Annotated in this window: 19 protein-coding genes; 8 read left to right on the top strand and 11 right to left on the bottom strand. The window is 67.5% G+C overall.

The annotated features are described in order from the left end of the window. Positions 1–144: 144 nt before the first annotated feature. The 3 genes from lpxL to ABSH63_RS03325 all read left to right on the top strand — a co-directional run bounded on the left by lpxL (position 145) and on the right by ABSH63_RS03325 (position 3,364). Positions 145–1,074, top strand: a complete 930-nt coding sequence (lpxL, locus tag ABSH63_RS03335; protein WP_352887407.1) for an LpxL/LpxP family Kdo(2)-lipid IV(A) lauroyl/palmitoleoyl acyltransferase — start codon at positions 145–147, stop codon at positions 1,072–1,074. 78 nt (positions 1,075–1,152) lie between these two features. Then, positions 1,153–2,160, top strand: coding sequence for a YybH family protein (locus ABSH63_RS03330; protein ID WP_352887405.1), 1,008 nt, complete (start codon positions 1,153–1,155; stop codon positions 2,158–2,160). Positions 2,161–2,182: 22 nt separating this feature from the next. After that, positions 2,183–3,364 carry a L,D-transpeptidase family protein gene (locus tag ABSH63_RS03325; protein WP_352887403.1) on the top strand — a complete coding sequence of 394 codons (1,182 nt, stop codon included), beginning with the start codon at positions 2,183–2,185 and terminating at the stop codon, positions 3,362–3,364. 95 nt (positions 3,365–3,459) lie between these two features. Here the strand turns inward: ABSH63_RS03325 and ABSH63_RS03320 are convergent, their stop codons facing one another. The 3 genes from ABSH63_RS03320 to ABSH63_RS03310 all read right to left on the bottom strand — a co-directional run bounded on the left by ABSH63_RS03320 (position 3,460) and on the right by ABSH63_RS03310 (position 5,726). Then, positions 3,460–4,299 (bottom strand): M14 family murein peptide amidase A, encoded by an 840-nt coding sequence (locus ABSH63_RS03320; protein WP_352887401.1) that lies wholly within the window; start codon positions 4,297–4,299, stop codon positions 3,460–3,462. 91 nt (positions 4,300–4,390) lie between these two features. Then, positions 4,391–5,047: a thiol:disulfide interchange protein DsbA/DsbL gene (locus tag ABSH63_RS03315; protein ID WP_352887399.1), complete on the bottom strand. Its 657-nt coding sequence runs from the start codon at positions 5,045–5,047 to the stop codon at positions 4,391–4,393. Between the two features lie 28 nt (positions 5,048–5,075). After that, the gene (locus ABSH63_RS03310) at positions 5,076–5,726 is read right to left on the bottom strand and encodes a c-type cytochrome (protein ID WP_352887397.1); all 651 of its coding nucleotides are present in this window, start codon (positions 5,724–5,726) and stop codon (positions 5,076–5,078) included. A 168-nt stretch (positions 5,727–5,894) separates the two neighbouring features. Here ABSH63_RS03310 and yihA point away from each other — a divergent pair, with 168 nt between their 5' ends. The 5 genes from yihA to ABSH63_RS03285 all read left to right on the top strand — a co-directional run bounded on the left by yihA (position 5,895) and on the right by ABSH63_RS03285 (position 11,815). Continuing rightward, positions 5,895–6,530, top strand: coding sequence for a ribosome biogenesis GTP-binding protein YihA/YsxC (yihA, locus tag ABSH63_RS03305; RefSeq protein WP_352887807.1), 636 nt, complete (start codon positions 5,895–5,897; stop codon positions 6,528–6,530). 2 nt (positions 6,531–6,532) lie between these two features. Continuing rightward, positions 6,533–8,629: an EAL domain-containing protein gene (locus ABSH63_RS03300; RefSeq protein ID WP_352887395.1), complete on the top strand. Its 2,097-nt coding sequence runs from the start codon at positions 6,533–6,535 to the stop codon at positions 8,627–8,629. A gap of 87 nt (positions 8,630–8,716) precedes the next feature. Further along, positions 8,717–9,328, top strand: coding sequence for an ATP-dependent zinc protease family protein (locus tag ABSH63_RS03295; RefSeq protein ID WP_352887394.1), 612 nt, complete (start codon positions 8,717–8,719; stop codon positions 9,326–9,328). Next, the gene (locus tag ABSH63_RS03290; protein WP_352887392.1) at positions 9,325–10,854 is read left to right on the top strand and encodes an inactive transglutaminase family protein; all 1,530 of its coding nucleotides are present in this window, start codon (positions 9,325–9,327) and stop codon (positions 10,852–10,854) included. Before ABSH63_RS03295 ends, ABSH63_RS03290 begins: the two co-directional genes overlap by 4 nt. 7 nt (positions 10,855–10,861) lie before the next feature. Beyond that, positions 10,862–11,815: an alpha-L-glutamate ligase-like protein gene (locus ABSH63_RS03285; RefSeq protein WP_352887391.1), complete on the top strand. Its 954-nt coding sequence runs from the start codon at positions 10,862–10,864 to the stop codon at positions 11,813–11,815. 103 nt (positions 11,816–11,918) lie between these two features. On the opposite strand, the gene ABSH63_RS03280 is transcribed toward ABSH63_RS03285, so the two are convergent. From ABSH63_RS03280 to ABSH63_RS03245, 8 genes are all read right to left on the bottom strand, one after another. Next, positions 11,919–13,058 (bottom strand): acyl-CoA dehydrogenase family protein, encoded by a 1,140-nt coding sequence (locus ABSH63_RS03280; protein ID WP_352887390.1) that lies wholly within the window; start codon positions 13,056–13,058, stop codon positions 11,919–11,921. Positions 13,059–13,108: 50 nt separating this feature from the next. Then, positions 13,109–13,903: an SDR family NAD(P)-dependent oxidoreductase gene (locus tag ABSH63_RS03275; protein WP_352887389.1), complete on the bottom strand. Its 795-nt coding sequence runs from the start codon at positions 13,901–13,903 to the stop codon at positions 13,109–13,111. A 16-nt stretch (positions 13,904–13,919) separates the two neighbouring features. After that, the gene (locus ABSH63_RS03270) at positions 13,920–15,107 is read right to left on the bottom strand and encodes an acyl-CoA dehydrogenase family protein (RefSeq protein ID WP_352887386.1); all 1,188 of its coding nucleotides are present in this window, start codon (positions 15,105–15,107) and stop codon (positions 13,920–13,922) included. Then, positions 15,104–16,552 (bottom strand): WS/DGAT/MGAT family O-acyltransferase, encoded by a 1,449-nt coding sequence (locus ABSH63_RS03265; RefSeq protein ID WP_352887384.1) that lies wholly within the window; start codon positions 16,550–16,552, stop codon positions 15,104–15,106. The genes ABSH63_RS03270 and ABSH63_RS03265 overlap by 4 nt, the downstream gene beginning before the upstream one ends. Position 16,553: 1 nt before the next feature. Continuing rightward, the gene (locus ABSH63_RS03260; RefSeq protein ID WP_352887383.1) at positions 16,554–17,456 is read right to left on the bottom strand and encodes an alpha/beta fold hydrolase; all 903 of its coding nucleotides are present in this window, start codon (positions 17,454–17,456) and stop codon (positions 16,554–16,556) included. Continuing rightward, positions 17,456–20,065 (bottom strand): DUF1302 domain-containing protein, encoded by a 2,610-nt coding sequence (locus tag ABSH63_RS03255; RefSeq protein WP_352887805.1) that lies wholly within the window; start codon positions 20,063–20,065, stop codon positions 17,456–17,458. Before ABSH63_RS03255 ends, ABSH63_RS03260 begins: the two co-directional genes overlap by 1 nt. A 20-nt stretch (positions 20,066–20,085) precedes the next feature. After that, positions 20,086–20,943 carry a DUF4334 domain-containing protein gene (locus tag ABSH63_RS03250; RefSeq protein WP_352887381.1) on the bottom strand — a complete coding sequence of 286 codons (858 nt, stop codon included), beginning with the start codon at positions 20,941–20,943 and terminating at the stop codon, positions 20,086–20,088. Beyond that, positions 20,944–22,688, bottom strand: a 1,745-nt coding sequence (locus tag ABSH63_RS03245; protein ID WP_352887380.1) for a c-type cytochrome, incomplete at its 5' end; no start/stop codon positions are given. It abuts the gene before it with no gap.

Genomic DNA, 22,688 nt, shown 5'->3' with positions numbered 1-22,688 from the left:
GCCTGAGAAGGGCTGGCGCCGATCCGGACGCGCCGCCATCGCCCGCGCGCATCGGTGCGACGACAAGCGAATGTCATCGTGGCTCCGCTTCGGATTGTCGATGCGGCCGATCGGACTGCATCGAGCCGCGGACTACAATGTGGCATGGCCGACACCGCCTTTTCGCCCGCGCTGCTGCATCCGCGTCACTGGCCGACTTGGGCCGGCGTCGGCTGCGTCTGGTTGCTGAGCTGGCTGCCGATCCCGCTGCAGGCCATGCTCGGCGCCGTGCTCGGCCGCGGCATCGGCCGGCTGTTGCGCGGCCGCCGTGAGGTCGTGCGTACCAATCTGCGCATCGCTTTCCCGCAGGCCGCGGAACGCGAGATCGAGCGCATGACCAGCGCACACTTCGCCGATATGGGCCGCGGCGTGTTCGAAACGGCGCTGGCCTGGTTCGCGCCGGACTGGCGGCTGCGCCGCCGCGGTGAGGTCACCGGCATCGCTCACCTCAAAGCGGCGATGGCCGACGGCTCCGGCGTTCTGCTACTCACCGGACACTTCACCACGCTCGAACTGGGTGCGCGCTTCCTGTGCCTGGCCGGCGTTCGCTTCCACGCCATGTACCGCCCCTACAACAACGCGGTCATGGATTACCTGATGCACCGCTGGCGCGAGAACCGCTCTGGTCTGCCAGCCCTGCCGCGCGATGATGTGCGCAGCCTGGTGCGCGCGCTGCGCGGCGGTCGACCGATCTGGTACGCGCCGGATCAGGCGCTCAAGGAAAACGTGAGCGTATACGCGCCGTTTTTCGGCGTGCCGGTGCGCACGGTCAGCGCGACCGCGCGCCTTGCGCAGATGGGACGGGCCAAGGTCGTCCCCTACTTTCCCGAGCGCCGCGGCAACCGCTACCACGTCCGCATCTTGCCGGCACTGGAAGGCTTTCCCCAGGGCGACGAGGTGCTCGACGCCACACGCATCAATGGCGTGATCGAGCAGGGCATCGCGTTCGCGCCGACGCAGTACTTCTGGGTCCACAAGCGCTACAAGGGGCTGCCACCCGGGGTACCGCCCGTCTATGGTCGGCAGCGCCGCTGAGCAGCGCAGACGTGCGAGCCCAAGGGCCCGGTGCTGCTATAGTTCGTCGCCATGTCGAACACCCCGGGGTTGATCCGCATGTCCGCGCTCCGCCGCTATGCCGCGCTCGCGGCCCTCGTCCTTGCGCCCACGGCTTTTGCCGCCGGTGTCGCCGCGCAGGCGCAGACGATGATCGAGCAGGGTCAGGCCGCCGCTGCGCTGTCGCTGCTCGACCAGCATCTGGCGAGCAACCCGCAGGACGCCGAGGCGCGCTTTGCGCGCGGGCTCGCGCTGGTGCGACTGGAACGCAGCGAGGAGGCGATTCGCGTGTTCGCCGACCTGACGCGCGACTACCCGCAGCTCCCCGAGCCCTACAACAACCTCGCCGTGCTCTACGCCGCACAGGGCGAATACGAGAAGGCGCGCGACGCGCTGCAAGCGGCGCTGGCCACGCACCCGAGCTACGCCACCGCACACGAGAACCTGGGCGACATCTACGCCGCGCTCGCCGGTGCGGCCTATAGCCGCGCGCTACAGCTCGACGAATCCAACCAGGCACTCCGGCACAAGCTCGCGCTGCTCAATCAGATCGATGCGAGCAGAGGCGAGGGCGCCTCCGCGCCGGCAGCCGCCGCGGTCGCGGCCACGTCGCCGCCACCCATCGCCGCTGCTCCGGCGGCCACACCGGCGCCGACACCGGAGATGACACCGGAGACGACGGCGCCGGCCGCTGCGCCCGCCCGCCAGGCAACGCTCAGCGCCGACAGCCGCGCAGCTCTGCAACGCAGTGTGGAGGCCTGGGCCGCGGCCTGGTCGGCGCAAGACCTCGATGCCTACTTCGCCGCCTACGCCGAGGATTTCGTACCCGAGGGCGGGCTGTCGCGCGCCGCCTGGCAGGCGCAGCGGCGCGAACGCATCCAAGCCCCGGCAAAGATCAGCGTGCGCGTCGTCGAACCGTCGTTCAGCGCCGGCGACACCCCCGACCGCGCACACGTGCGCTTCCGCCAGGAGTACGTCTCCGACACGTATTCCGACGTCGTCACCAAGGTGCTCGACATGCGCCGGACCGCCGGTGGCTGGAAGATCGTGCGCGAATACACCCGCTGAGAACACCAAGCAAGTCGACTCGATGACCGCTGGCAAGCTCAGCGCACTGCTGTGCGCCGCACTGGGATGCTGGGTCGGCGTCGTCGCCGCGCTCGATCCCGGCCCGGAGAAGCAGTTCAACGAGGCGGTCGAGCTGCTGCGCGCCGGCCGCTCGAGCGAGGCGCTGTCGACGCTCGAATCGCTGACCCGCCGCGAACCCAACTTCCGTCTCGCCCAGCTCATTTACGGCGAGTTGCTGGCCGCGCTGTCGGGCGCCAAGGGCGGCAGCCTGATGAGCACCGGCATGAGCACCGATGCACGCCTGCGCGATCTCGCCGAGGAAGCGCGCGTGCGTCTGGCGGGGGAGAAAGCCGTGCCCGCCCCGGGGCTCGTCCCCAATGCGGTCTTGCAGCTCGGCAACGGCTTCGAGCACGCCATCGTCGTCGACCTGCAACGCGCGCGCCTGTACCTGCTCGAAAACCAAAGCGGCGCGCTCAAGCTGCTGCGCCACCACTACGCGGCGATCGGCCGCAACGGCTCGGGCAAGCAGGTCACCGGGGATCTGCGCACGCCGGTCGGCCTGTACCACATCACGCACTGGATCGACGACGCCGAGCTACCCGAACTCTACGGCGCCGGTGCCCTGCCGCTCGATTATCCCAACGCCTGGGACCGTCATCTGCGCCGCACCGGCTCCGGCATCTGGCTGCACGGCGTACCGCGCGACACCTACAGCCGCCCGCCGCGTTCGAGCGAAGGCTGCGTGACGATGGCGAACGCCGATCTCGAAACCCTGCGCAGCCACGTCCGCTTCGGCGCCACGCCGGTGATTCTCAGCGACGAGCTTGAATGGGTACCGGCCGATTCCGTGGTGCCGCTGCGGGACGCATTCCTGCGGCGCATCGAGGACTGGCGCGCGAAATGGTCGGCGCGCGACACCGAAGCCTACCTCGCCTACTACGCGGACGACTTCAGCACCGACGGTATGGGGCGCGCCGCATTCGCCGCACACAAGCGCCGCGTCAACGGCGCGAAGAAGTTCATCGACATCCGCCTCTCGGACATCAGTCTGTTCCGCTACCCCGGCGCCGAACACAACGTGCTGCTCGCCGAGTTCACGATGGAATACAGCTCGGACAACTACGCGGTGACCACACGCAAGCAGCAGTTCTGGCGCCGCGAGAACAACGGCGACTGGAAGATCATCCGCGAGGTCAATCGGTAAAGCGGTTTCCAGAACGCAGGCGCTGCGCCGCCTGCGCTGAGTTTCCAGTTTCCAGACGCGACCGGATGCCGTCGTCTGTTACTGGAAGCTGGAACCTACTGACTGGGAACTGCTTCTGGGCCGTTCCACGGATGGTCGTCGAGTCGGAAGTACAGCGGCGCCTCCTCCGGCAGGTTGCGCTCCAGCCAGGTCAGCATGTCGGCCCAGATTCTCGCCTGCTGGCGCGCCGTGGGCATGATGCCGGCGTAGGGCAGCTCGAGCGTGATCACCGGCAGGCCGAGGTTGATGCCGGCGAAGTTGCCGAGCGAGCCCGGATAGGTGCCGAGCTGGTGCAGGTGCAAGAAGCCGAAGCGCTGCGGCGGCTCGCGCGGCCCGTCGAAGTCGAGGATGCCAAAGGGCGCGTGCACGGACACGATCGCGTCCGGCTTGAACTGGCGGATCTCGCGTACCAGCCATTGCGTCTCCGGCTCCGAGAGCGCATGCGGCCCGGGATAGCGGCGCGGGTCGCGACCGGTACGGCGCTCCCAGTACGCCATGGCCTGAGACGACCAGTCGCGCGTGGGGAAGTTGCGGTTGAGATCGACGCCGGCGGCGTTCATGCGCGTCGCCGGCCGGCGCAGCAGGCCGTCCGGATTCGCGCAGGGCAGTACGCGCCAGTGCAGCGGCTGGAAACGGCTGCGTTCGAGCCGTTCCATCCAGTTGAACACGATGCTCACCGACGATAGCTCGTCGCCGTGGATGCCGCCGATCATCAGCACGCGCTGCGGCGTGGTACGCCGCGAGCTCGCGGGATAGTCGCGGTATAGCAGCGGCAGGCCTTCGCGGCTCGCGCCCTCGGCGATGTGCAAACCGGCGCGCAGGCAGCGCTCGACTCCGACGCTGCGCAGGCGTGCGCCGATCAGCTCACAGGTCTTCTCCAGCGTCGACAGCGGCACTGCCGGCGGTGGCTCAGTCGCAGGCGCGGCGGCCGACACGACAACAAAAAGCCCGGCGATCAGCCGGGCCCGGAGTCTGCGCAGGCCGGAATCAACCGCCGGCACGTTCGCGCCGTACTTTGTCGACCAGAAAATCGATGACCTTGGTGGCTTCGTCGAAGCTGCCGGCCATCGCCGCGCTGGTCACGTATTTGCCGCCGATCACCATCGTCGGCACGCTGGTGACACCGTAGTCCATCGCCATCTGCTCGGCCCTGCGCACGCGCGAGTCGACCGCGAACCCCTTGAGCGTGGCCGACAGGACGTCGGGCAGCACGCCGGTCACGCTGTTGAACACCGATTGCAGTTGCGCGTCGTTGTTCAGCGGCAGGTGACGCTCGTGGATCGCCTGGAAGATGGGCATGTGGACCTGTTCGGACACGTTGAGCGCCTCGGCCGCGTAGAACGCGCGGGCATGCACGCGACCGATCTCGCGGCCGAAGGTCACCGGGTAGCGCACGAAGTCGACATCCGCGGGCCGGGTCTTGGCCCAGGCCGAGATGGTCGGATCGAAGGCATAGCAGTGCGGGCAGCTATACATGAAGAACTCGGCGACCTCGATCCGCTTCGGATCGCTCGGCGGCTGAATCTTGCGGACCTTCTGATAGTGCTTGCCTTCCTCGAACTTTGCGCTGCCATCCTGCGCGGAGCAGGCGATGGCGACGATGCCGAGGGCAGCGGCGGCAAGACCGCGAAGCAAAGAGCGCATGTCGTATCCGAGTCCTTGCGTAAGGCCGTTACTGCAGGCCGTTGATGTAGGAGGCCAGCGCGTCGATGTCCTCGTCCGAAAGCTTGGCTGCGACCGCAGCCATTACGCCCAAGTTCCCGGGCAGCGGTTCGCTCGCTGCCGCGTGCTCGGCGCGCAGTCGGCGCAGTGCCACAGCGGTGTAGCGCGCATGCTGGCCGCCGATGCGCGGATAGCCGGCAGCGGCGACGCCAGCCCCGTCAGGTAGATGGCAGGCGGCGCAGGCCGGGATGCCGCGCTTGGCATCACCGCCGCGGTACAGCGGCTCGGCGCGTGCGACCGCGTTCTCGCTGGCGACGCCGGGGGAAGCCGGCTGCTGCGCGAAGTAGACGGCGAGATCGCGCATGTCACGCTCGGACAAGCCGGCGGCCTGCGGCGCCATCAGCGGGTTCTTGCGCACGCCGTTCTTGAAGTGCTGCAACTGCTCGAAGGTGTAGCGCGCGTTCTGACCGGCGAGCTTGGGCCACTCGGGGTTCGAGCTGTTGCCGCCCGGGCCATGACACGCGGCGCAGGGCGCGGCCTTGGCGGCGCCGGCTTCTGCACTGCCCTGGGTGAACGGGTCGGTGCCCGTTGCCTCGGTTGGGGCTGCGACGACGCCAAAGAGCGGGGCGCACAGGAAGGCAGCCAGCAAAACACGCTTCATGTCGTTACGACTCCGGAAGATCATGGCCCGCAGCGCGCAGGCCGACAAACGGGCCCGCGGCTCACTCGGACGTGGACCAGCGCGCGATTTTACATGGCCAGCACCGTCATTGGCACGCGCCGACGGCCGCGCGGCTATGCTTGGCGACATCGACGCCCTGCCGCCGCCATGAACGACCGCGCATCCAACCCCTTCGCCGGCGCCCGCTTCCTGCGGTCTTGTGCTGCGCTCGCGCAACTACCCGACGACGCGCGGCCGGAGCTGGTGTTCGCTGGTCGCTCGAATGCCGGCAAGTCCAGCGCGCTGAACCGCCTCTGCGGCCAACAAGCGCTGGCACGTGTCAGCAAGACGCCCGGCCGCACGCAATTGATCAACCTGTTCGAAGTACCGCAGGGGCGGCTGGTGGACCTTCCCGGATACGGCTTCGCCAAGGTTTCGCGCGAGCTGCGCAGCGGCTGGGGGGAGCTGATCGGCCGCTATCTCGATAGCCGCGTCAACATCTGCGGCATCGTGCAGCTCATGGACGTGCGCCATCCGCTGATGCCGCAGGACCGGCAGTTGCTCGACTGGTCGGTCCGGCGCGCCCTGCCCTGCCATGTCGTGCTGACCAAGGCGGACAAGCTCGGCCATGGCGCTGCCAAGAACGCGCTGCTCGCGGTGCGCCGCACCCTGGCGCAAGTCCCCGGCGTCAGCGTGCAGCTGTTTTCCGCACAGACACTGTTCGGGATTGACGAGCTACGTGAACGGGCGAGCCGCCTGCTCGCGAGCGGCGGTAAGATCGAAACGCTCCAACAAAAGGACTGACCATGTCACGCATGCTGAGGCGGACATTGGGGCACCGCCGCGCCAAGCGCTTCGCCGCATGGACATCGGCGATCGTGGCAGGCGCCGCGCTGATGGCAACCGTTCAGATGCTGGTGCTGGATCCCCGGCTCGATGGCGCCATTCGACCGCTCGCGCGCGGCACCGCGGTCGCACAGGGGCTGGCGCTGCTGCTGCTCGCCTACCTGGTCTGGCGTTGGAGCGTGCGTGCGCCGCTCGAGCGGCTGTTCGCCCGCCGGCGCCAGCGGCGGCCAGCGGCGCGCGCGCGTAGCGACGAGCAACTGCGCGCGCTGAGCGAGGAAAACCAAAAGCGTCTCACGCAGCTTCACTCGATGATGCAAATGAACCGCAGCCTGCGCGACAAGCTGTCGCGCCTGGGCGCCGAACACGCGGCCGCGCTGCGCGCACGCGACGCGGCGCTCGGCATCAGCCAGGACGCGATCCTGCTGACCGATGCGGTCGGTGCGGTCACCGGCGTAAGCTCCGCCACGGCGACGCTGCTGCGCTCGCCGCGAGAGAGTCTGGTCGGCAAGCGTTTCGAAGATATCGCGCCGCTCTTCGTGGACGGCGTCGGCGCCTTCCGCGACCATCCGCTGCGCAACTTCCTGTCCGCGGTCACTGCCGCACCCGGCGGCATTCCGCAGATTCGTCAGGCGGTGCTGGTCAATCACGAGAACGAGCCGGTGCCGGTGTTCGTCACCGCCAGCGCCATCATCGACGGCAACGGCCAGAGCCTGGGCTGCGCGGTGCGCTTCAGCCGCGCCGACGCGCCGGCGCCGGAACCATCGGCGGGTCCGGCACTGTCGCTCGCCGACGCCCAGATCGACGCATGGAGCTCCAAGCTGCTGTCGCGTGAACCGTTCGAGCGGCGTCTCGACGAACTCGTTGCCGACGCCGTCGACAACAATATCCAGCACGCGCTGATCTACGCGCGCGTCGACGAGCTTGACCGCATCAACGATCAGGCCGGCTATTGGGCCGGCGAGCAGGCGCTGTGGCACGCGGCAAAGAACTTTGCCATGGCACTGACCGATGCCGGCTCCGGGTACCGGCCGTCGAACAGCCGCTTCGCCGCGCTGCTCGTCGGCAGCGATCTGCAACACGCGCTACGGGTCGCCGAGCGCATCCGCGCGCACGCGCAGGCCAACGAGCTGGTGTGGAACGGCAAGCGCATCGCCTGCACCTTCAGCATCGCCGTGCTGCCGATCGCGCGCAGCGGCGGCACGCGCGCGCAGTTGCTCGGCCAGGCCGAGACCTTGCTCGCCGAAGCCAAGAACCGCGGCGGCAACCGCGTGCTGCACGAGGTGCCGGCGGATGCACCGGGCGCGCGCCGGCGCGACGACCAGGCCTGGCTCGACTGGTTGACACCGCGTCTCGAGGACGGTCGCGCGCACCTGATCTCGCAGGAACTGCGACCGCTCGCGGACGCATCGCACAAGCCGCTGGTCGAGTTCTTCCTGCGCGTCGAGGACGACGACGGCGTCTGGCTCGAACCCGGCTACTACCTGCCGGCGGTCGAGCGGCTGCAGCAGTCCCACCGGGTGGACCTGTGGACCTTGCGCCATCTGCTCCGCGTGCTGGAGAATCACCCTGAGCTGCTCGAAACCCACGCCATGGTGAGTCTCAACCTCGCCTCGCAGAGCCTGCTCAACCCGGAGTTCGCAGCGTCGGCCTTCGAGATCATCGGCAACTCGCCGGTCGATACGGAACGCCTGTGCTTCGAAATCGACGAGGGCTTCGCCGTCGGCCAGAGCTCGGTGTTGCAGCGCTTCATCGAGCAGCTGCGTCCGCTTGGCGTGCGCTTTGCGATCGACCGCTGCCACACGACGACGGGCATCACGCAATTGCGCCACCTGCCGATCGATTACATGAAGATCCATCCCAGTGTGACCCGCAACATCGAGTCCGACGCGCTCGACCGAGCGCACCTGAAGTGGATCTGCGAGGCCGCGCACCTGCTGGGGCGTCGAACCTGCGCGATCAATGTCGAGTCCGAGGGGGCGATGGGCGCCCTGCGTGACGCCGGAGTCGATTTCGTCCAGGGCACCGCGGTGAACAAGATCGGGCCGATGATGACTTGAAGCCGTGCGCGCCAGTTGCAGCGGGCGCCGGACAGTTTCGGTCTTCGCCATGGTCACGCAAGGTGTGCATTTTCTGTAAGGGAAACAATGATTCAGGACTTCGCTGATCACTCGCGTCGTACCGCGCGCCGGCGCCACGCGCTGGCCGCGATCGTGTTGCTGGTCTTGGCGCCGAGCGCGGCCGCCGGCGACCGAAACGAGCGCGTCAAGGAGATCTTCGGCTGGATCGAGTGGGTCGCCGTCGGCGACAAAGGCATTCGCCTCAAGGCCAAGCTGGACACCGGCGCGACGACCTCGTCGATCACCGCCGAGAACATCGAATACTTCACGCGCGACGGCGCCAAGTGGGTGCGCTTTGCGATCCGCGACGAACACCTCGACGGCATCGAGATCGTCGAGGCGCCCCTCGCACGTCACGTGCGCATCCGCCGTCATGGCGGCCAGAGCCAGCGCCGACCGGTGGTCAAGCTCGGCCTGTGCGTCGGCGACATCTATCGCGAGCGCCAGTTCAGCCTGATCGACCGCAGCGGCTTCAACTACCCGGTGCTGGTCGGTCGCAACTACCTGCGCGATCACATCCTCGTCGACTCGGACATCATCTACACGCGCGAGCCGGCGTGCGAGAATGTGCGCGAACAGGCCGAACGGGCATCGGCTTTGGACCCCGAACCAGATGTCGATGATCTGGAGGAAGAATGAGGCGGTGGCACTTGCCGGTGCTGGTGGCACTCCTGACCGCAACGGCGGTCTTGCTGATCGTCTACAAGGTGCGCACGCTCGGCTACCCGCTGACGCCGGCGCAGGAGGTGCAGAGCTGGATCGTCGAGGCGCGACTGTCCTTCGAGGCCACCGGCGGCGCCGCCAAGGCCGAGCTGGCGATCCCCTTCGATCCGCCCGGCTTCACCCTACTCGACGAAAACTTCGTCTCGCGCGGCTACGGTCTGCAAACCGAGCGGCGCGGCAATAACCGCGTCGCGATCTGGAGCACGCGGCGGCCGAGCGGCCGTCAGGTGCTGTATTACCGCACAACGGTGACCCCGCACCAGACGCAGACCCTCGAACAGGCGGTGCCGGCACTGCCGACGGCACCAGCCTACGACGAGCTGCACGGGCAAGCGGTGAACGCGATCCTCGACGAGGTGCGCAGCAAGTCGGCGGACATCTCGACCTTTTCCTCGCTGCTGATGCAGGTGCTGGCGCGCCCGACACCGGACGAAAACGTGCAATTGCTGCTGCCGCGTCAGGCCACGCGCGAGGATCGCGTGCGCACGGCGATCTTCGTGCTCGCCGGCGCGCGCATCCCGGCACGCATGTCGCGCGGCGTGCGCCTGGTCGATGGCACGCGCGGCGCACAGGTCGAGGCTTGGATCGAGGTCAACAACGGCGAGCGCTGGATTCCGATCGACCCGGACACCGGTGCGCAAGGGTATCCGCCGGACTTTCTGGTCTGGTGGCATGGCGACACGCCGGTGTATTCGATCGAGCGCGGCCGCAATGCCGAGCTGCGCTTCTCGGTCACGCGCACGATGGAGGCGGCGCTGGAAACCGCGACGCGCCAGGCGCAGCTCAGCCAGTCGGCGGTGAGCTCGTACTCGCTGCTGGCACTGCCGGTACACACGCAGAACGTCTATCGCACGCTGCTGCTGGTTCCGGTCGGCGCGCTGTTGATCGTGTTCCTGCGCAACGTCGTTGGCGTACTGACCTTTGGCACCTTCATGCCGGTGCTGATCGCGCTCGCGTTTCGCGAGACCGACCTCGTCGCCGGCCTGCTGCTGTTCAGCGTCATCGTCACCCTCGGGCTGGCCGTGCGCTTCTACCTCGAACACCTGAAGCTGTTGCTGGTGCCACGCCTCGCCGCCGTGGTGATCATCGTGATCCTGCTGATGGCCTTGGTCAGCATCCTGTCGCAGCGGCTGCGCTTCGATGTCGGACTTTCGGTCGCCCTGTTCCCGATGGTGATCCTGGCGATGACCATCGAGCGCATGTCCATCGTCTGGGAAGAACACGGCCCGGCCGATGCGATCAAGCAGGGCATCGGCAGCCTGATCGTCGCCGCGGGCTGTTACTTGATCATGTTCGACCAGCGCGTCGAGCACTTCGTCTTCGTGTTCCCCGAGTCTCTGCTCCTGGTGTTGGCGCTGACCCTCTTGCTCGGACGCTACACCGGCTACCGGGTGACCGAGCTGATGCGCTTCCGTGCGCTCACCGAAGCGATCAAGCCGTGAGCCGCGTATGAAGTGGATGGCCTCGCCGCGGCACCTGCGCCGCCTCGGCGTACTCGGCATGAACGCGCGCAATGCCTTGTACATCGGCCCGAACAATCCGCGTCGCTTCTATCCGCGCGTCGACGACAAGCTGCTGACCAAAAAGCTCGCGATCGACGTCGGCATCGCCGTACCCGAGCTGTACGGCGTGGTCGAAACCCAGCACGGAGCACGGCGCATCGACCGCATCCTCGACGGCCGTAGCGACTTCGTGATCAAACCGGCGCGCGGCTCAGGCGGCGACGGCATCATCGTGATCACCGGACGCATCGGCAGCAGCTACCGCAAGGCCAGCGGCGTGCCGCTCGGGCTCGACGAGCTGAGCCACCACATCAGCAACATCCTCTCGGGCATGTACAGCCTCGGCGGCCAGCCCGACCGCGCGATGATCGAGTATCGCGTGCGTGCGCATTCGGTGTTCGACCGCGTCGCCTATCACGGCGTACCCGACGTGCGCGTGATCGTCTATCGCGGCTATCCGGTGCTGTCGATGGTACGCCTGCCGACGCGCTTGTCCGACGGCAAGGCCAACCTGCACCAGGGCGCGATCGGTGTCGGCGTCGACATCGGCAGCGGCCGCACGACCCACGGCGTCTGGCGTGAGGCCGCGGTCACGGTGCATCCGGACACGATGTATCCGATCGCCGGCATCGAGGTGCCGGACTGGGAAACCGTGCTGCGCTTGTCGGCGCGCGCCTTCGAGCTGACCGGGCTGGGCTACCTCGGCGTCGACATCGTCATCGACAGCCAACTCGGCCCGCTGATCCTCGAGCTCAATGCACGCCCGGGCCTGTCGATCCAGATCGCCAACCGCATCGGCCTGCGCTCGCGCCTGGAGCTGATCGACCGCGAAGCCGACCGCAAGGCCAGCCCCGAAGCACGCATCGCCTTCTCCAAGACGCGCTTCGGCAGCGCGCCGTAAACGACCATCATGCCGGCGCCGGATTCGAGACCGGAAACATCGGCGTGGCGATCACCGGCACACGCAGCCGGGCCTGCCAGTGCCGAGTCATGTTCGATCCGGATCAGTCGAGGATGGAGCGGGCGATGATTTCCTTCATGATCTCGGACGTTCCCGCATAGATGCGGTTGATGCGTTCGTCCTGATACAGACGGCAGATCGCGTACTCCTCCATGTAGCCGGCACCGCCGTGCAGTTGCACGCACTCGTCGGCCGCGCGCGCATAAACCTCGCTGCAGAACAGCTTGGCGCGTGCGGCGTCCTCGGCCGTGAGCTTGCCGGCGTTGTGCTGTTCCACGCAGCGGTCGACGAAGGTCTGCGCGACCTCGATCTCGGTGTCGAGCGCGGCGAGCTTGAAGCGCGTGTTCTGCATCTGCGACAGCGGCTTGCCGAAGACCTTGCGATTGCGTACGAACTCCGTAGTGACTTCGACACAGATGCGCGCGGCGACCACGTTGCCCGCCGCCGACAGTAGGCGCTCCTCGGCGAGCGCGTGCATCAGGTGATAGAAACCCTTGTGCACCTGACCGAGCACGTTCTGTTTGGGCACCCGCACGTCGCGGAAGAACAGCGCCGCGGTGTCCTGCGACTTCAGGCCCATCTTCTTCAGGCGACGGCCGCGCTCGAAGCCCTCCATGCCGCGCTCGACCAGGAACAGCGTCAGCGCGTGCGGCTTGTCCGGGATCGTGCGTGCGGCCACGATCACCAGATCGGCGAGGATGCCGTTGGAGATGTAGGTCTTGGTGCCGTTGAGCACCCAGTGTTCGTCCTTCTCCTCGGCGCGCGTCTTCATGCCGGCGAGGTCGGAGCCGGCGTCCGGCTCGGTCATCGCCACGGCAAGGATACATTCGCCGCTAATCATCTTCGGAATGAAGCGCTGCTTCTGCTCCTCGGTACCGAAGGTGTCGATGTACGGACCGATCAGCCGACTGTGCGGCGTCATGAAAAAGCCGGGATCGCCGTAGCGGGCGTTGGCCTCGATCAGGATCTGTTCGTAGCGGAAATCCTTGATGCCGAGGCCGCCGTACTTCTCGTCGGCCCACATGCACAGGAAGCCGGCGGCGCCGGCCTTGAGGAAGGCCTCGCGATCGACGATGCCGGCCTCGCGCCAGCGTTCGGCGTTAGGGCCGATCTCGGTCTTGAAGAACTTCTCGGCACTGTCCCGGAACATTTCCATTTCCGGCGTCAGGGCTGGGCGTTGCATAGTGTTTTCCTCGATGAACTCTTGAACGTTGTGGAGAACGGCGCTGGTCTTCAGAACCCCCAGCGCTTGACCGCCGCAATCAGCTCGCGGCGCAGGGCCAGCGGCGTGTGCCGCAGCCCCTCGACGGACAGGCGGTTGCCCAGTCCGTTGATCACGAGCGGCCGGCCTGCCATGCCCGCGCGGTAGGCCTCGCGCGCCACCCGTTCGGGTGTCAGGTTCGGAATCAGCGGCAGGCGCATCGAGCCGCCGCCGTCGCGCTCAATCATCGCCGTATCGGTGAAGCCGGGGCACACGGCCGTGACCGACACGCCGCTGCCGCGCAGTTCCAGCGCCAGCGCCTCGCTCAGCGACAGCAACGCGGCCTTGCTCGCGGCATACACCGCGAGCGAGGGTACCGGATTGAAGGCCGAGGTCGAAACGATGTTGAGAATGCGCCCGCTGCGCCGCGCCCGCATGCGCTGCACGAACAGGTGCATCAGCGCGAGCGGCGCGGACAGGTTCAGTTGCAGTAGACCGAGCTGGTCGGCCAGCGGCAGTTCGGCGAAGGCGCCTTCGAGCAACGTGCCGGCATTGTTGACCAGCACGCCGACCTCGATGCCTGCGGCCTGCGCGTGGTCGAACAGCCGCTGCGGCGCGTTCGCCTCGTGCAGATCGGTACTGCAGATGTCGCAGCGCACGCCGTGATCGCGCTCGATCTCTTCGGCCAGCGCTTCAAGCCGCGGCTTGGAGCGCGCGACCAGCAGCAACGAGTGCCCGTGCGCCGCGAACTCGCGCGCGAGAGCGGCGCCGATGCCGGCGCTGGCGCCGGTGATCAATGCGGTTGCGGGGTCGCGCTTCTTGCTCATGGCCGGACGCTTGCGCTCACAGCGAACGCGAGATCAATTCCTTCATGATCTCGTTGGTGCCGCCGAAGATGCGCATTACGCGCGCGTCGGCCCAGGCGCGGGCCACCGGGCATTCCCACATGTAGCCGTAGCCGCCGTGCAGCTGCACGCATTCGTCGATGACGCGGTTCATCATGTCCGAGCACCAGTACTTGGCCGCCGCCGCGGCCTCGGGCGTGAGCTGCTTTTCCAGCACCAGTTCGAGGCAGCGATCGACATAGGTCTGGCCCAGCTCGATCTCGGTGCGCATCTCGGCGAGCTTGAAGCGCGAGTTCTGGAAGCTCGCGACCGGCTGGCCGAAGGCCTTGCGGCTCTTGGTGTACTCGACGGTGTGCTCGAAGGCCGTGCGCGCGCCGGCGACGCACATCACGGCGATGATCATGCGCTCCCAGGCCAGCTCCCTCATCAGCATGATGAAACCCTGGCCGATCGCCGCCTCGCCGCCGAGTACGTTGCTGCGCGGAACGCGCACGTCGTTGAAATGCAGCTCGCAGGTGTCTTGTGCCTTCATGCCGACCTTCTTCAGCGGCTTGGCCTTGGAAAAGCCCGGCCGATCCGCCTCGACGATGACCAGGCTCACGTTCTTTGCGCCCTCGCCGTCGCCGGTCTTCGCCGCGACGATGACCATGTCGCACAGATAGCCGTTGGTGATGAAGGTCTTGGAACCGCTCAGCACCAGCTCGTCGCCGTCCTCGACGGCGCGCATCTTCATGCCCTGCAGATCGGAGCCGGTGCCGGGCTCGGTCATCGCGATCGCGCCGACGGCTTCCCCGGACACCAGCTTCGGCAGCCAGTGCCGCTTCTGCGCTTCGGTCCCGTGATTGAGCACGTAGGGGGCGACGATGTCCGAATGCACAGGCCAGCCGATGCCGGAGGCGCCGGCCGCCAGCAGCTCTTCGAGGTAGACGACGCTGTAGAGCCGGTCAGCACCGATGCCGCCGTATTCCTCGGGGATCGTCAGCGCCAGCAGGCCCATCTCGCCGGACTTGTTCCACAGCGCACGATCGACGTGCTGCTGTGCTTCCCAGCGCTCGTGGTGCGGCGAAATCTCCTCGGCGATGAAGCGCCGCACGCTGCGGCGGAAATCCTCGTGCTCGGGCTTGAACAGCGTGCGCGGCAGCAACGGGCGCACGGTGGACGGCAGGGGCGGAACGGCGGCACTCATTTGACTCTCCGGACGTTGGGACGCTTGCGCGACTTGCGCGCGCCGGCCGCGCTCGGCGCCACCAGACGCTCCAGATCGACGAGTGCGTCTTCGAGATGGTCGATCAGGCGCTGGACCTGCAGCAGGCTGCGCCGGCACGCGGTGATCGAGAAGTCGACGCTGCCGGCATAGCTCAGGCAGGTGATGTTCAGGGCTTGCCCGTCCGGCAGCAGCGAGACCGGATAGACGTGTTCGAGCAGCGCGCCGTTCCAGTACAGCGGATCCTTCGGACCGGGCACGTTGGAGATGATCAGGTTGAACGCGGGCGGCACGAGCGAGGCGACGCCGGCGATCTGGCCGATCGCCAGCGGTGTGGTCACCAGCATGGTGTAGCCGAGCAGGCTTTCACGGCTCAGCGACGACAGCAGTTGTTTGCCGGCGCGCACCGAGTCGCGCACGGCATCGAGCCGCGCAGCCGGGTCGGCCAGATGCGTGCCGAGGTTCGCGAACACCATCGAGATCGCGTTGCCGTAGCCGTGATCGTGGTCGCTCTCGATCGCCACCGGCACGCCGCAGATCAGCGGCTGCGCCCGCAGCGCGCCGTGCGACTTGAGATAGGCGCGCAGCGCGCCACCGCACATCGCCAGCACCACGTCGTTGAAGGTCAGGCCGAGACTGCTTGCCAGCGACTGGATGCGCTGCTGCGGCCACGACTGGCAGACCACGCGGCGCGCGGTCGAGAGCTTGCCATTGAGGATCGACGGCGGCGCCTGCCACGGCGTACGCAGCGGCGAGCGCTGGCGGCCGGTCGCCACGCGCAGCATCTGGGCGGCGACGCGCGCGAGCTGCGGCGCGGTGCGCATCTGCGTGGCGATCCGTGCACGCAAAGGCGGCGGCAGACGCGGCACGTGCTCGCGACCGATCCTGCCGATCTGGTCGGCGGCCTGCGACCACATCGCCGGCATGTCGCGCGCGCTCGGGTCCTTGCTCAGGCTCGCGTGCATCATGCGCACGCCGGCGCTGCCGTCGGCGAGACAGTGATGCACCTTCATGTAGGTCGCGTACTGGCGCTTGGGCAGACCCTCGATGACGTGGAACTCCCACAGCGGGCGTTGCCGGTCCATCGGCGTGCTGTGCAGACGGGAGACCAGCACGAACAGGTCGCGGTAGCTGCCACCGGCCGGCAGCGCCGAGTGACGGATGTGATAGTCGAGGTCGAGGTCGAGGTCGTCGTCCTCGACCAGGCTCGGAAAGCCGGCGGCGAGGCGTGGCCAGGCGCGCTTGCGGTCGAAGGGTGCGCGCAGCGTGCCGGCCTTGCGGTGACGATCGAACACCTCGCGTACGAACGCCGGCGATTCGCCGTCGGGCAGGCGATACAGGCTCAGGCCGCCGATGTGCATCGGCGTGTTGCGCCGTTCGAGGAACAGCCAGGAGGCGTCGAGTACCGAGAGCTTGTGTGCGCTCATTTCAGGTCTCCGCCGCCAGATACCGGCGCAGGGTGTGCACCCAGCGCGCCGGCGCCTCGGCGGGAATCACGTGACCGCAGCCGCGGAACTCGATGATGCGTGTATCGGGTACGTAGCAGGCGATGCGGCGCTGTCCTTCCGGCGGGAAGATCGGCGAATTGCGGCCGAGAATCGCCCAGAACGGGATGCGCACGCGGCGCAGTGAATCGCGGAAGTCGTAGTCGCGCTCGATGAACGAGCGGATCGCATCGAGATACACCGGCCAGGCATCACCGCGCACCAAAAGCCTGCCGGCGCGACGATCACCGAGCGCCTGCAGGCCCCAGCGCCACCAGGGAATGCTGAAGCAGGCGCGGAAGAAGCCGCCGAACCAGCGCCAGTAGGTCTGTCGCAGCGCCAGCGGCAGCGCGCGGAATGGACGCTCCACGTCGACGCCGTCGAAGGCATCGAGCATCTGGCGCGCTGACTCGAAGGCCTCGGCGTTGCGCGCACCCATCAGACGCCAGTGCCAGTCCGGTTTGTTGGCGATGCACGGCGTCTGGTCGACATGCAGGTAGCGCACGAAGCGATCGAAGCCGTAACGGCGCTGGTACTCGAGGGCCGTGGCAGCGCCGATCGAGAAGCCGACCAGGCGTGCGTCGCGCAGCCGCAGTTGTTCGAGCAGGTCGTGCACGTCGTCGGCGTTCTGGCGCAGCACGTCACCGTGAGCGAGGCGCTGGCGATGCGAGCCGCCGAAGCCGCGAAAGTCGAGCATCACGAAGCGGTGCTTGTGCGCGAACGGCAGCACCGACGGCAGCCACATCGCCGAGCGCATGCCGAAGGCATGCAGCATGACCACCGGCCGGCCGCGACCGACGTCGAGATAGTGCAGGCGGGCGCCGTCGCGGGTCTGGAAGTGCGGCATCAGAATTGGTACTTGATGAAGGCTTGCGCGAAGTCGCGGTCGCGGTTCAGGTTGTAGTCGCCGCCGCCGGTGAACCAGGTGTAGCCCAGGCTCAACGACAACGCGTACTTGTAGCGCGTCTCGACCAGGATGCTCGCCTGCTTGCGCCCGGCGACGAAGTTGCCGGCCAGTCCCGGCGCGGTGCCCTCGACATCGTGCTTCCAGAACAGGAACGGGCGCACGCTGATGCCGGACAGCACCGACTCGTAGCTGATCTGCGAGATCAGCACATACCCGTACGAGAGTTTGTCCGGAAAGCCGCCGAGATCCTGCTGGTGCGGATTGAAGCGCAGACCGTCGACGCCGTAGCTGCAGGCCTGGTTGGTCGAGCAGGCCTGGCGCGAGCGGTCGGCACCCGAGCCGTCGGCGCCGGCGCTCGCATGCAGGTAGGTGCCCGGCGCTTCGAGCTGCAGCACGTCGAGCGGTGGCAGATCCGGCACCCAGGTGGCGCCGGTCTCGAAGATCAGGATCACCTGGTCGGCGCCGATCGGATTCTCGGTGGCACCGGCGACGTAGGTGCCGCCGAAGTTGAACTGGAAGCTGTCGAAGTATTCCCAACCGCGGATGTAGCCGCCCCCCGGATTGGTGCCGATGACCTCGCCGCGATACGGCACGACGAATGACGGAAACGAGCGGCCCGAGCCGACCGCGTGACCGACGATCAGATCGAAGGAATCGCGAAATGGGCCGGGCGTGCCGTCGGCGTCGACGACGAAATCGCTGCTCGGGTAGAGGCAGGTGTTGGTGCCGGGCACGCGCACGATACCCCCGGCAAGCTGCGCGCAGGCGGCTGGATCGGCGAAGGTGCCGATGCCGCCGAGCTGGTCGAGCGGCAGCCCGGCCTGCGCCAGCGCGCCAACCAGACCGGCGAGCGCGTTCTCCAGCGGCTGGGGCAAGAGGCCGGTGACGATGCCGGTCACGCTGCCGCTGCCGGCACAGCCGGCTTCGGGCAGATGGCAGTTGGTCAGCGTCGGTCCAAAGTCGGCAAAGGCCAGATCCTCGACATCGACCTGCATCGGCATATCGGGCCGAAAGGCGATCTCGCCCTGCAGCGAGAGCGGCCCGGCAGTGGTGTTGAAGCTCATGCCGAACATGTCGATGTTCTCGGGATATTCGACCTGGATCTTCAGCGCGTCGAAGTTCACCGCATCGTCGCTGGCACCGAGCGGATCGTTGGTGCCGCGCAGTAGTGCGTGGAACAGCGGCACGTCGATGCACGCGAGCATGAACGCGACGGTGTTGGTCGCCTGCTTGCCGCAGCCCTCGGCGACCGCATACATGCTCACGTAGGGGTTCCGCGAATGCGTGTGCGTGTAGTAGAAGCCGAACTCGGTGCCGTTGTTGAGCTCCTCGGCGTAGTAGCGCAGCGACACGCCGTACTGGCCGCCGTCCCTCGGCTCGCGATCCGGCAGACGCTGGGCGGTCGCCGCGGTGTTGGTGACGCCGGACAGCGGGTTGTCGAGCAGCAGACCGACGCCGTCCGGGTCCTCGGCGGCGTAGGCGAAGCTCAGGTTGACGTGATTGACGGCGTTGTCGGTGCCGATGTCGAGAAACGACAGATACGAACCCGGCGGCGGCGCCTCGGTCGGCAGCCACTCGAACTGGTAGAACACTTCCATCGTCGCGTTGTAGAACGGCGAGCTCGACAGCGACACCATGCCCACCGGCTGGAACACTTCCTCCACCTGCGAGCCGACGCGGAGGAAGTTGTTGGCGTTGATCGGGTTGACGGTGTTGATCGAGTCGAAGGCCAGATAGGTCGACTCGCCCCAGTTGATCGCCTGGCGGCCGATCTTGAACGCCAGCTCGCGCTCGCCCGGCAGCGGCAGGCTGCCGTAGAAGTACAGGTCGAGCAGTTGCAGATCGCTGCCGATCTGTTCGAGCGTCGCCGGATCGTCGCGACGGCTGCGCACGACGCCGCCGCGGCCGTAGACCAGACCGCAGGGGCCGGCGCCCGGACGCCGCTGCGGCGGACAGGCGCGCGAGTCATTGCGCACGCCGAGCACCGGCAGCGGCAGCGGCACCAGCTCGGTGCCGACGGTGGAGACATTGCCGACTTCGAGCAGGTTCTCCGGCGTGATCCGGTTGGGGTGGTACTCGATGAAGTCTTCGTTGACGAAGTCGTAGAAGTACAGGCCCTTGGCGAAGAAGCCGTAACTGCCCCAGGTGAGCGTCAGGTCCTGCGTGATCTTGAACGGCGCCTGCGTGAGATCGTGGCAGTCGTAGTTGAGGTTGCCGTCGTCGGCGTTCATCGTGAACTGGCCGGGCGCGGCGACCAGCTTCTGCGCGGGATGCGTCTGCGTGCGGAACAGGCCCTGGCAGCTCTGGTAGAACAGCGTGCCGTCCGCAAGCCGGCCGCAGGCGTCGGGATCGAGGTTCACCTTGCCGACCAGCGACCGGCTGCGGTCCTGCATGCGCATTGCCGCGCCAAGCGTCATCGTCGTGTTGAGCACCCCCTCGACCGGCGAGCCGTCTAAGTCGCCGAATTCGAAGCTGAGTGCGGAGGCATCCGCGCCAACCAGAATCAGCGCAGCAGCCGCCACGCGTCGCAACCGGCGCTGCGTATTCATTGCGTTCAAGAAAAGCCCCTTTAAGCGCGGTCGCGTTCCAGGTAGAAGTAGAACGGCTGCCCCTGGTACAGCGTGTTGCGGCCGGTCATCACGCCGAGCAGCGTCGCCTCGTCGACGCGGCGGAAGTGATCGATCACCGGCCGCGCGTCGTAGACCATCGCCGCGGAGACCTTGCCGCGGTACTCGATCATCTGCAGGCTCGCGCCGCCGCCCATGGTCTTGTCGTCGGCATAGTGGCTGCCGTCGCCTGCGCGGCAGATCAGCGGATCGACCTTGTCGATGCTGTGGAAGGTCTTGCCCACCCAGCGCAACCGGTGCAACTGGCGCAGCACCGGATGCCCGGTATCGAAGCCGCCGCCGCGCCAGGCGCCGATCAGTGCCTCGCGCGGCACCGTATCGAGTGCATCGAACGCTGCCTGCAGCTCGTTCGCGGTAACGACGCCGGCTCGATCACGCCAGTGGCGGATGCGTCGTGCGGCGCGCTCGGCTGCCCGCGGCGCCCCGCTGGCCCTCGATGGCAGACAACCGAAGCGCCGCTGAAGGGCGCGCAGCAGCGACTCGGCGTTGCGATAACCAAGTTCGAGGGCGAGTCGCTCGGCATCGGCACCGCCGACGCCGAGCTGGGCGAAGGCGCGGATCAGGCGCACATCCCTGGTTGCGCCGGCGAAGCGCAGCTTCTGCGAGCGCAGATAGCTCAGCAATGCCTCACCCGGCATCGCCAAGCGCGCCGCCGTCGTTTCGGGTGACGCGGTGCCGCGTTCGTACAAGTCCTGCATGATCGCGGCGCCGACGGCGAGCAGGCGGTCGCTGGGCTGCGGCTGTCGCGGTAGGCGACGGGCGCGCGCGTGACCCGCGCTGACGGGTGGATTGGTCGTCATCTAGAGCGTCTTCATATACTCGATCAGCGCGCGCCGTTCGGCGTCGGTGAGCACGGCGGTGAAGTCGTGGCCTTCGTTGCCCTGACTGAACAGATGCGTGTTATAGATCTTGCGGTTCTCGATCTGTTGCGGCGTCCACTGCGTCAGCACCGGCAGGTTGCCGATGTTCCAGGCGACCAGGACGTTGCCGTAGAGCGCCGCCAAAAACTGCTGCACCAGCGGATCGCTGTCGCCGCCGAGCGGATCGCAGTCGATGAACGGCAGCGTGCCGGTGCCGCAGCTCAGGGTCTCGTAGCGCCAGCCGCCGCGCTCGGGGTCGTAGGCGCGCAGCAAATGTGTGTCGAAGCCCATGACGACCCGGCCCTGCTGATCGGCACGCGCGGGCGTCGACACGCGCCGCCACAGCGCCGGGCGTTCATCCGGCTTGAGCAGCGACCACAAGTCCGGTATCGAGCCGTTGTGCAGATACGGCGCGCTCGCCCAGACGCCGTACAACGGCGGCGCCAGATAGCCGAACTCGCGCTCGCCGCGGATCTCGGCACGCTGCTGCGGCCCGCAATCCTGCGCGGTGCCGACGGTTTCCGAGTAACCGAGGAAGCTGGTCGAACCGTACTGATTGACCGCCTCGTTGTTGGTATCGACGCGCGCGCTGTCGGTGCGGATCACCGACAGCGGCACGACGTAGCTGGCCACACCTTCGAGCGTGGGATCGGCGAGGAAGTTCGGATCATTGATGTAGCGCGGCGAGTAGGCGCCGTGACAGCTTGCGCATGATCCATTGCCGCCGGCCGGACGCGGCGCCGGGTTGTCGAGGCCCTCGGCCCACAGATCCTTGCTGTGGAACAGGATCGCGCCCTGCTCGGCGAGCGCGGTGTCGATCGGCAGCGGATACTCCGGCGCCTTGAGCGACAGAATCCAGTCGTTCGCGGCCGGTGCGTGCTCGCGTATCCAGGCGTTGCGATTGGCGTCGCCGAGCGGGTTGTAGAAGATCAGGTCGACGCGGCTTGCATCCGCGGCGAAGAAGCCGTCCTGGAACTTGAGCACCCGGCTGCCGAGGTTCCACCACTGCGGCGTATCGCCGGACCCGGTCATGCCGGACAGCAGCACGCCGAGCGTATACGCGTCCAGGCGCACGCCGTCGTCCTGACTCAGCAGGAAGAACAGGTTGACGTCGCTCGCGTTGTTGGTACCGCGGCTGGTGCCGAACAGGCTGAACACGGCGATCGGCGAGTAGCCGGCAAGACCGAGGTCGCGACCGGTCAGACCGGTATCCGCGAGCGCATTGCCCAGGCCGTACAGCAAGCCCGGTCCGCTGCCGTCGGCCGGATCGCCGATGTGGCTGCTGTGACAGCCATGGCAGGTCAGGCCGATCTCGCCGGTCCAGCCGCCATCGGGCGTGCGGATCTGGGTGAAGAAGGCCGAAAGCTGGCCGCTGCCCCCGTTGGTCGCGTTCGGATCCTCGCCCGGCAGCGGATAGGGATTGCGGCGCTGCGTCTTCGGCAGTCCGTAACGCTCGGCCATCAGCTCGTCGAAGTTGTCCGGGCGCTCGGACAGACCCCAGAGCCGCCACAGGCCGTTGTACTGATCCGCACTGATCGAGAACTGGCCGACGGTATCGGCACCGCCGAAGAAGTTGCCTGCACCTTGCGCGCCGTGGCCTTCCATCAGCACCCGGCCCTTCTCCCAGCTCGCGCGCAGCTCGCCGCAGGTCTTCGGATGCGCCCGCTCGCCGACGAGCTCGGGGT

It is taken from the genome of Sinimarinibacterium thermocellulolyticum, assembly GCF_040327995.1.
Classification (GTDB): domain Bacteria; phylum Pseudomonadota; class Gammaproteobacteria; order Nevskiales; family Nevskiaceae; genus Solimonas; species Solimonas thermocellulolyticum.
The sequence above is the reverse complement of the archived record's forward strand: the minus strand, read 5'-3'. Positions and strand labels throughout refer to the sequence as shown.

Bases quoted from the DNA above. Each gene is read 5' to 3' on its own strand.
- lpxL (WP_352887407.1), top strand. From the start codon at position 145: ATGGCCGACACCGCCTTTTCGCCCGCGCTGCTGCATCCGCGTCACTGG.
- ABSH63_RS03330 (WP_352887405.1), top strand. From the start codon at position 1,153: ATGTCCGCGCTCCGCCGCTATGCCGCGCTCGCGGCCCTCGTCCTTGCG.
- ABSH63_RS03325 (WP_352887403.1), top strand. From the start codon at position 2,183: ATGACCGCTGGCAAGCTCAGCGCACTGCTGTGCGCCGCACTGGGATGC.
- ABSH63_RS03315 (WP_352887399.1), bottom strand. From the start codon at position 5,047: ATGCGCTCTTTGCTTCGCGGTCTTGCCGCCGCTGCCCTCGGCATCGTC.
- ABSH63_RS03310 (WP_352887397.1), bottom strand. From the start codon at position 5,726: ATGAAGCGTGTTTTGCTGGCTGCCTTCCTGTGCGCCCCGCTCTTTGGC.
- yihA (WP_352887807.1), top strand. From the start codon at position 5,895: ATGAACGACCGCGCATCCAACCCCTTCGCCGGCGCCCGCTTCCTGCGG.
- ABSH63_RS03300 (WP_352887395.1), top strand. From the start codon at position 6,533: ATGTCACGCATGCTGAGGCGGACATTGGGGCACCGCCGCGCCAAGCGC.
- ABSH63_RS03295 (WP_352887394.1), top strand. From the start codon at position 8,717: ATGATTCAGGACTTCGCTGATCACTCGCGTCGTACCGCGCGCCGGCGC.
- ABSH63_RS03290 (WP_352887392.1), top strand. From the start codon at position 9,325: ATGAGGCGGTGGCACTTGCCGGTGCTGGTGGCACTCCTGACCGCAACG.
- ABSH63_RS03285 (WP_352887391.1), top strand. From the start codon at position 10,862: ATGAAGTGGATGGCCTCGCCGCGGCACCTGCGCCGCCTCGGCGTACTC.
- ABSH63_RS03280 (WP_352887390.1), bottom strand. From the start codon at position 13,058: ATGCAACGCCCAGCCCTGACGCCGGAAATGGAAATGTTCCGGGACAGT.
- ABSH63_RS03275 (WP_352887389.1), bottom strand. From the start codon at position 13,903: ATGAGCAAGAAGCGCGACCCCGCAACCGCATTGATCACCGGCGCCAGC.
- ABSH63_RS03270 (WP_352887386.1), bottom strand. From the start codon at position 15,107: ATGAGTGCCGCCGTTCCGCCCCTGCCGTCCACCGTGCGCCCGTTGCTG.
- ABSH63_RS03265 (WP_352887384.1), bottom strand. From the start codon at position 16,552: ATGAGCGCACACAAGCTCTCGGTACTCGACGCCTCCTGGCTGTTCCTC.
- ABSH63_RS03260 (WP_352887383.1), bottom strand. From the start codon at position 17,456: ATGCCGCACTTCCAGACCCGCGACGGCGCCCGCCTGCACTATCTCGAC.
- ABSH63_RS03255 (WP_352887805.1), bottom strand. From the start codon at position 20,065: ATGAATACGCAGCGCCGGTTGCGACGCGTGGCGGCTGCTGCGCTGATT.
- ABSH63_RS03250 (WP_352887381.1), bottom strand. From the start codon at position 20,943: ATGACGACCAATCCACCCGTCAGCGCGGGTCACGCGCGCGCCCGTCGC.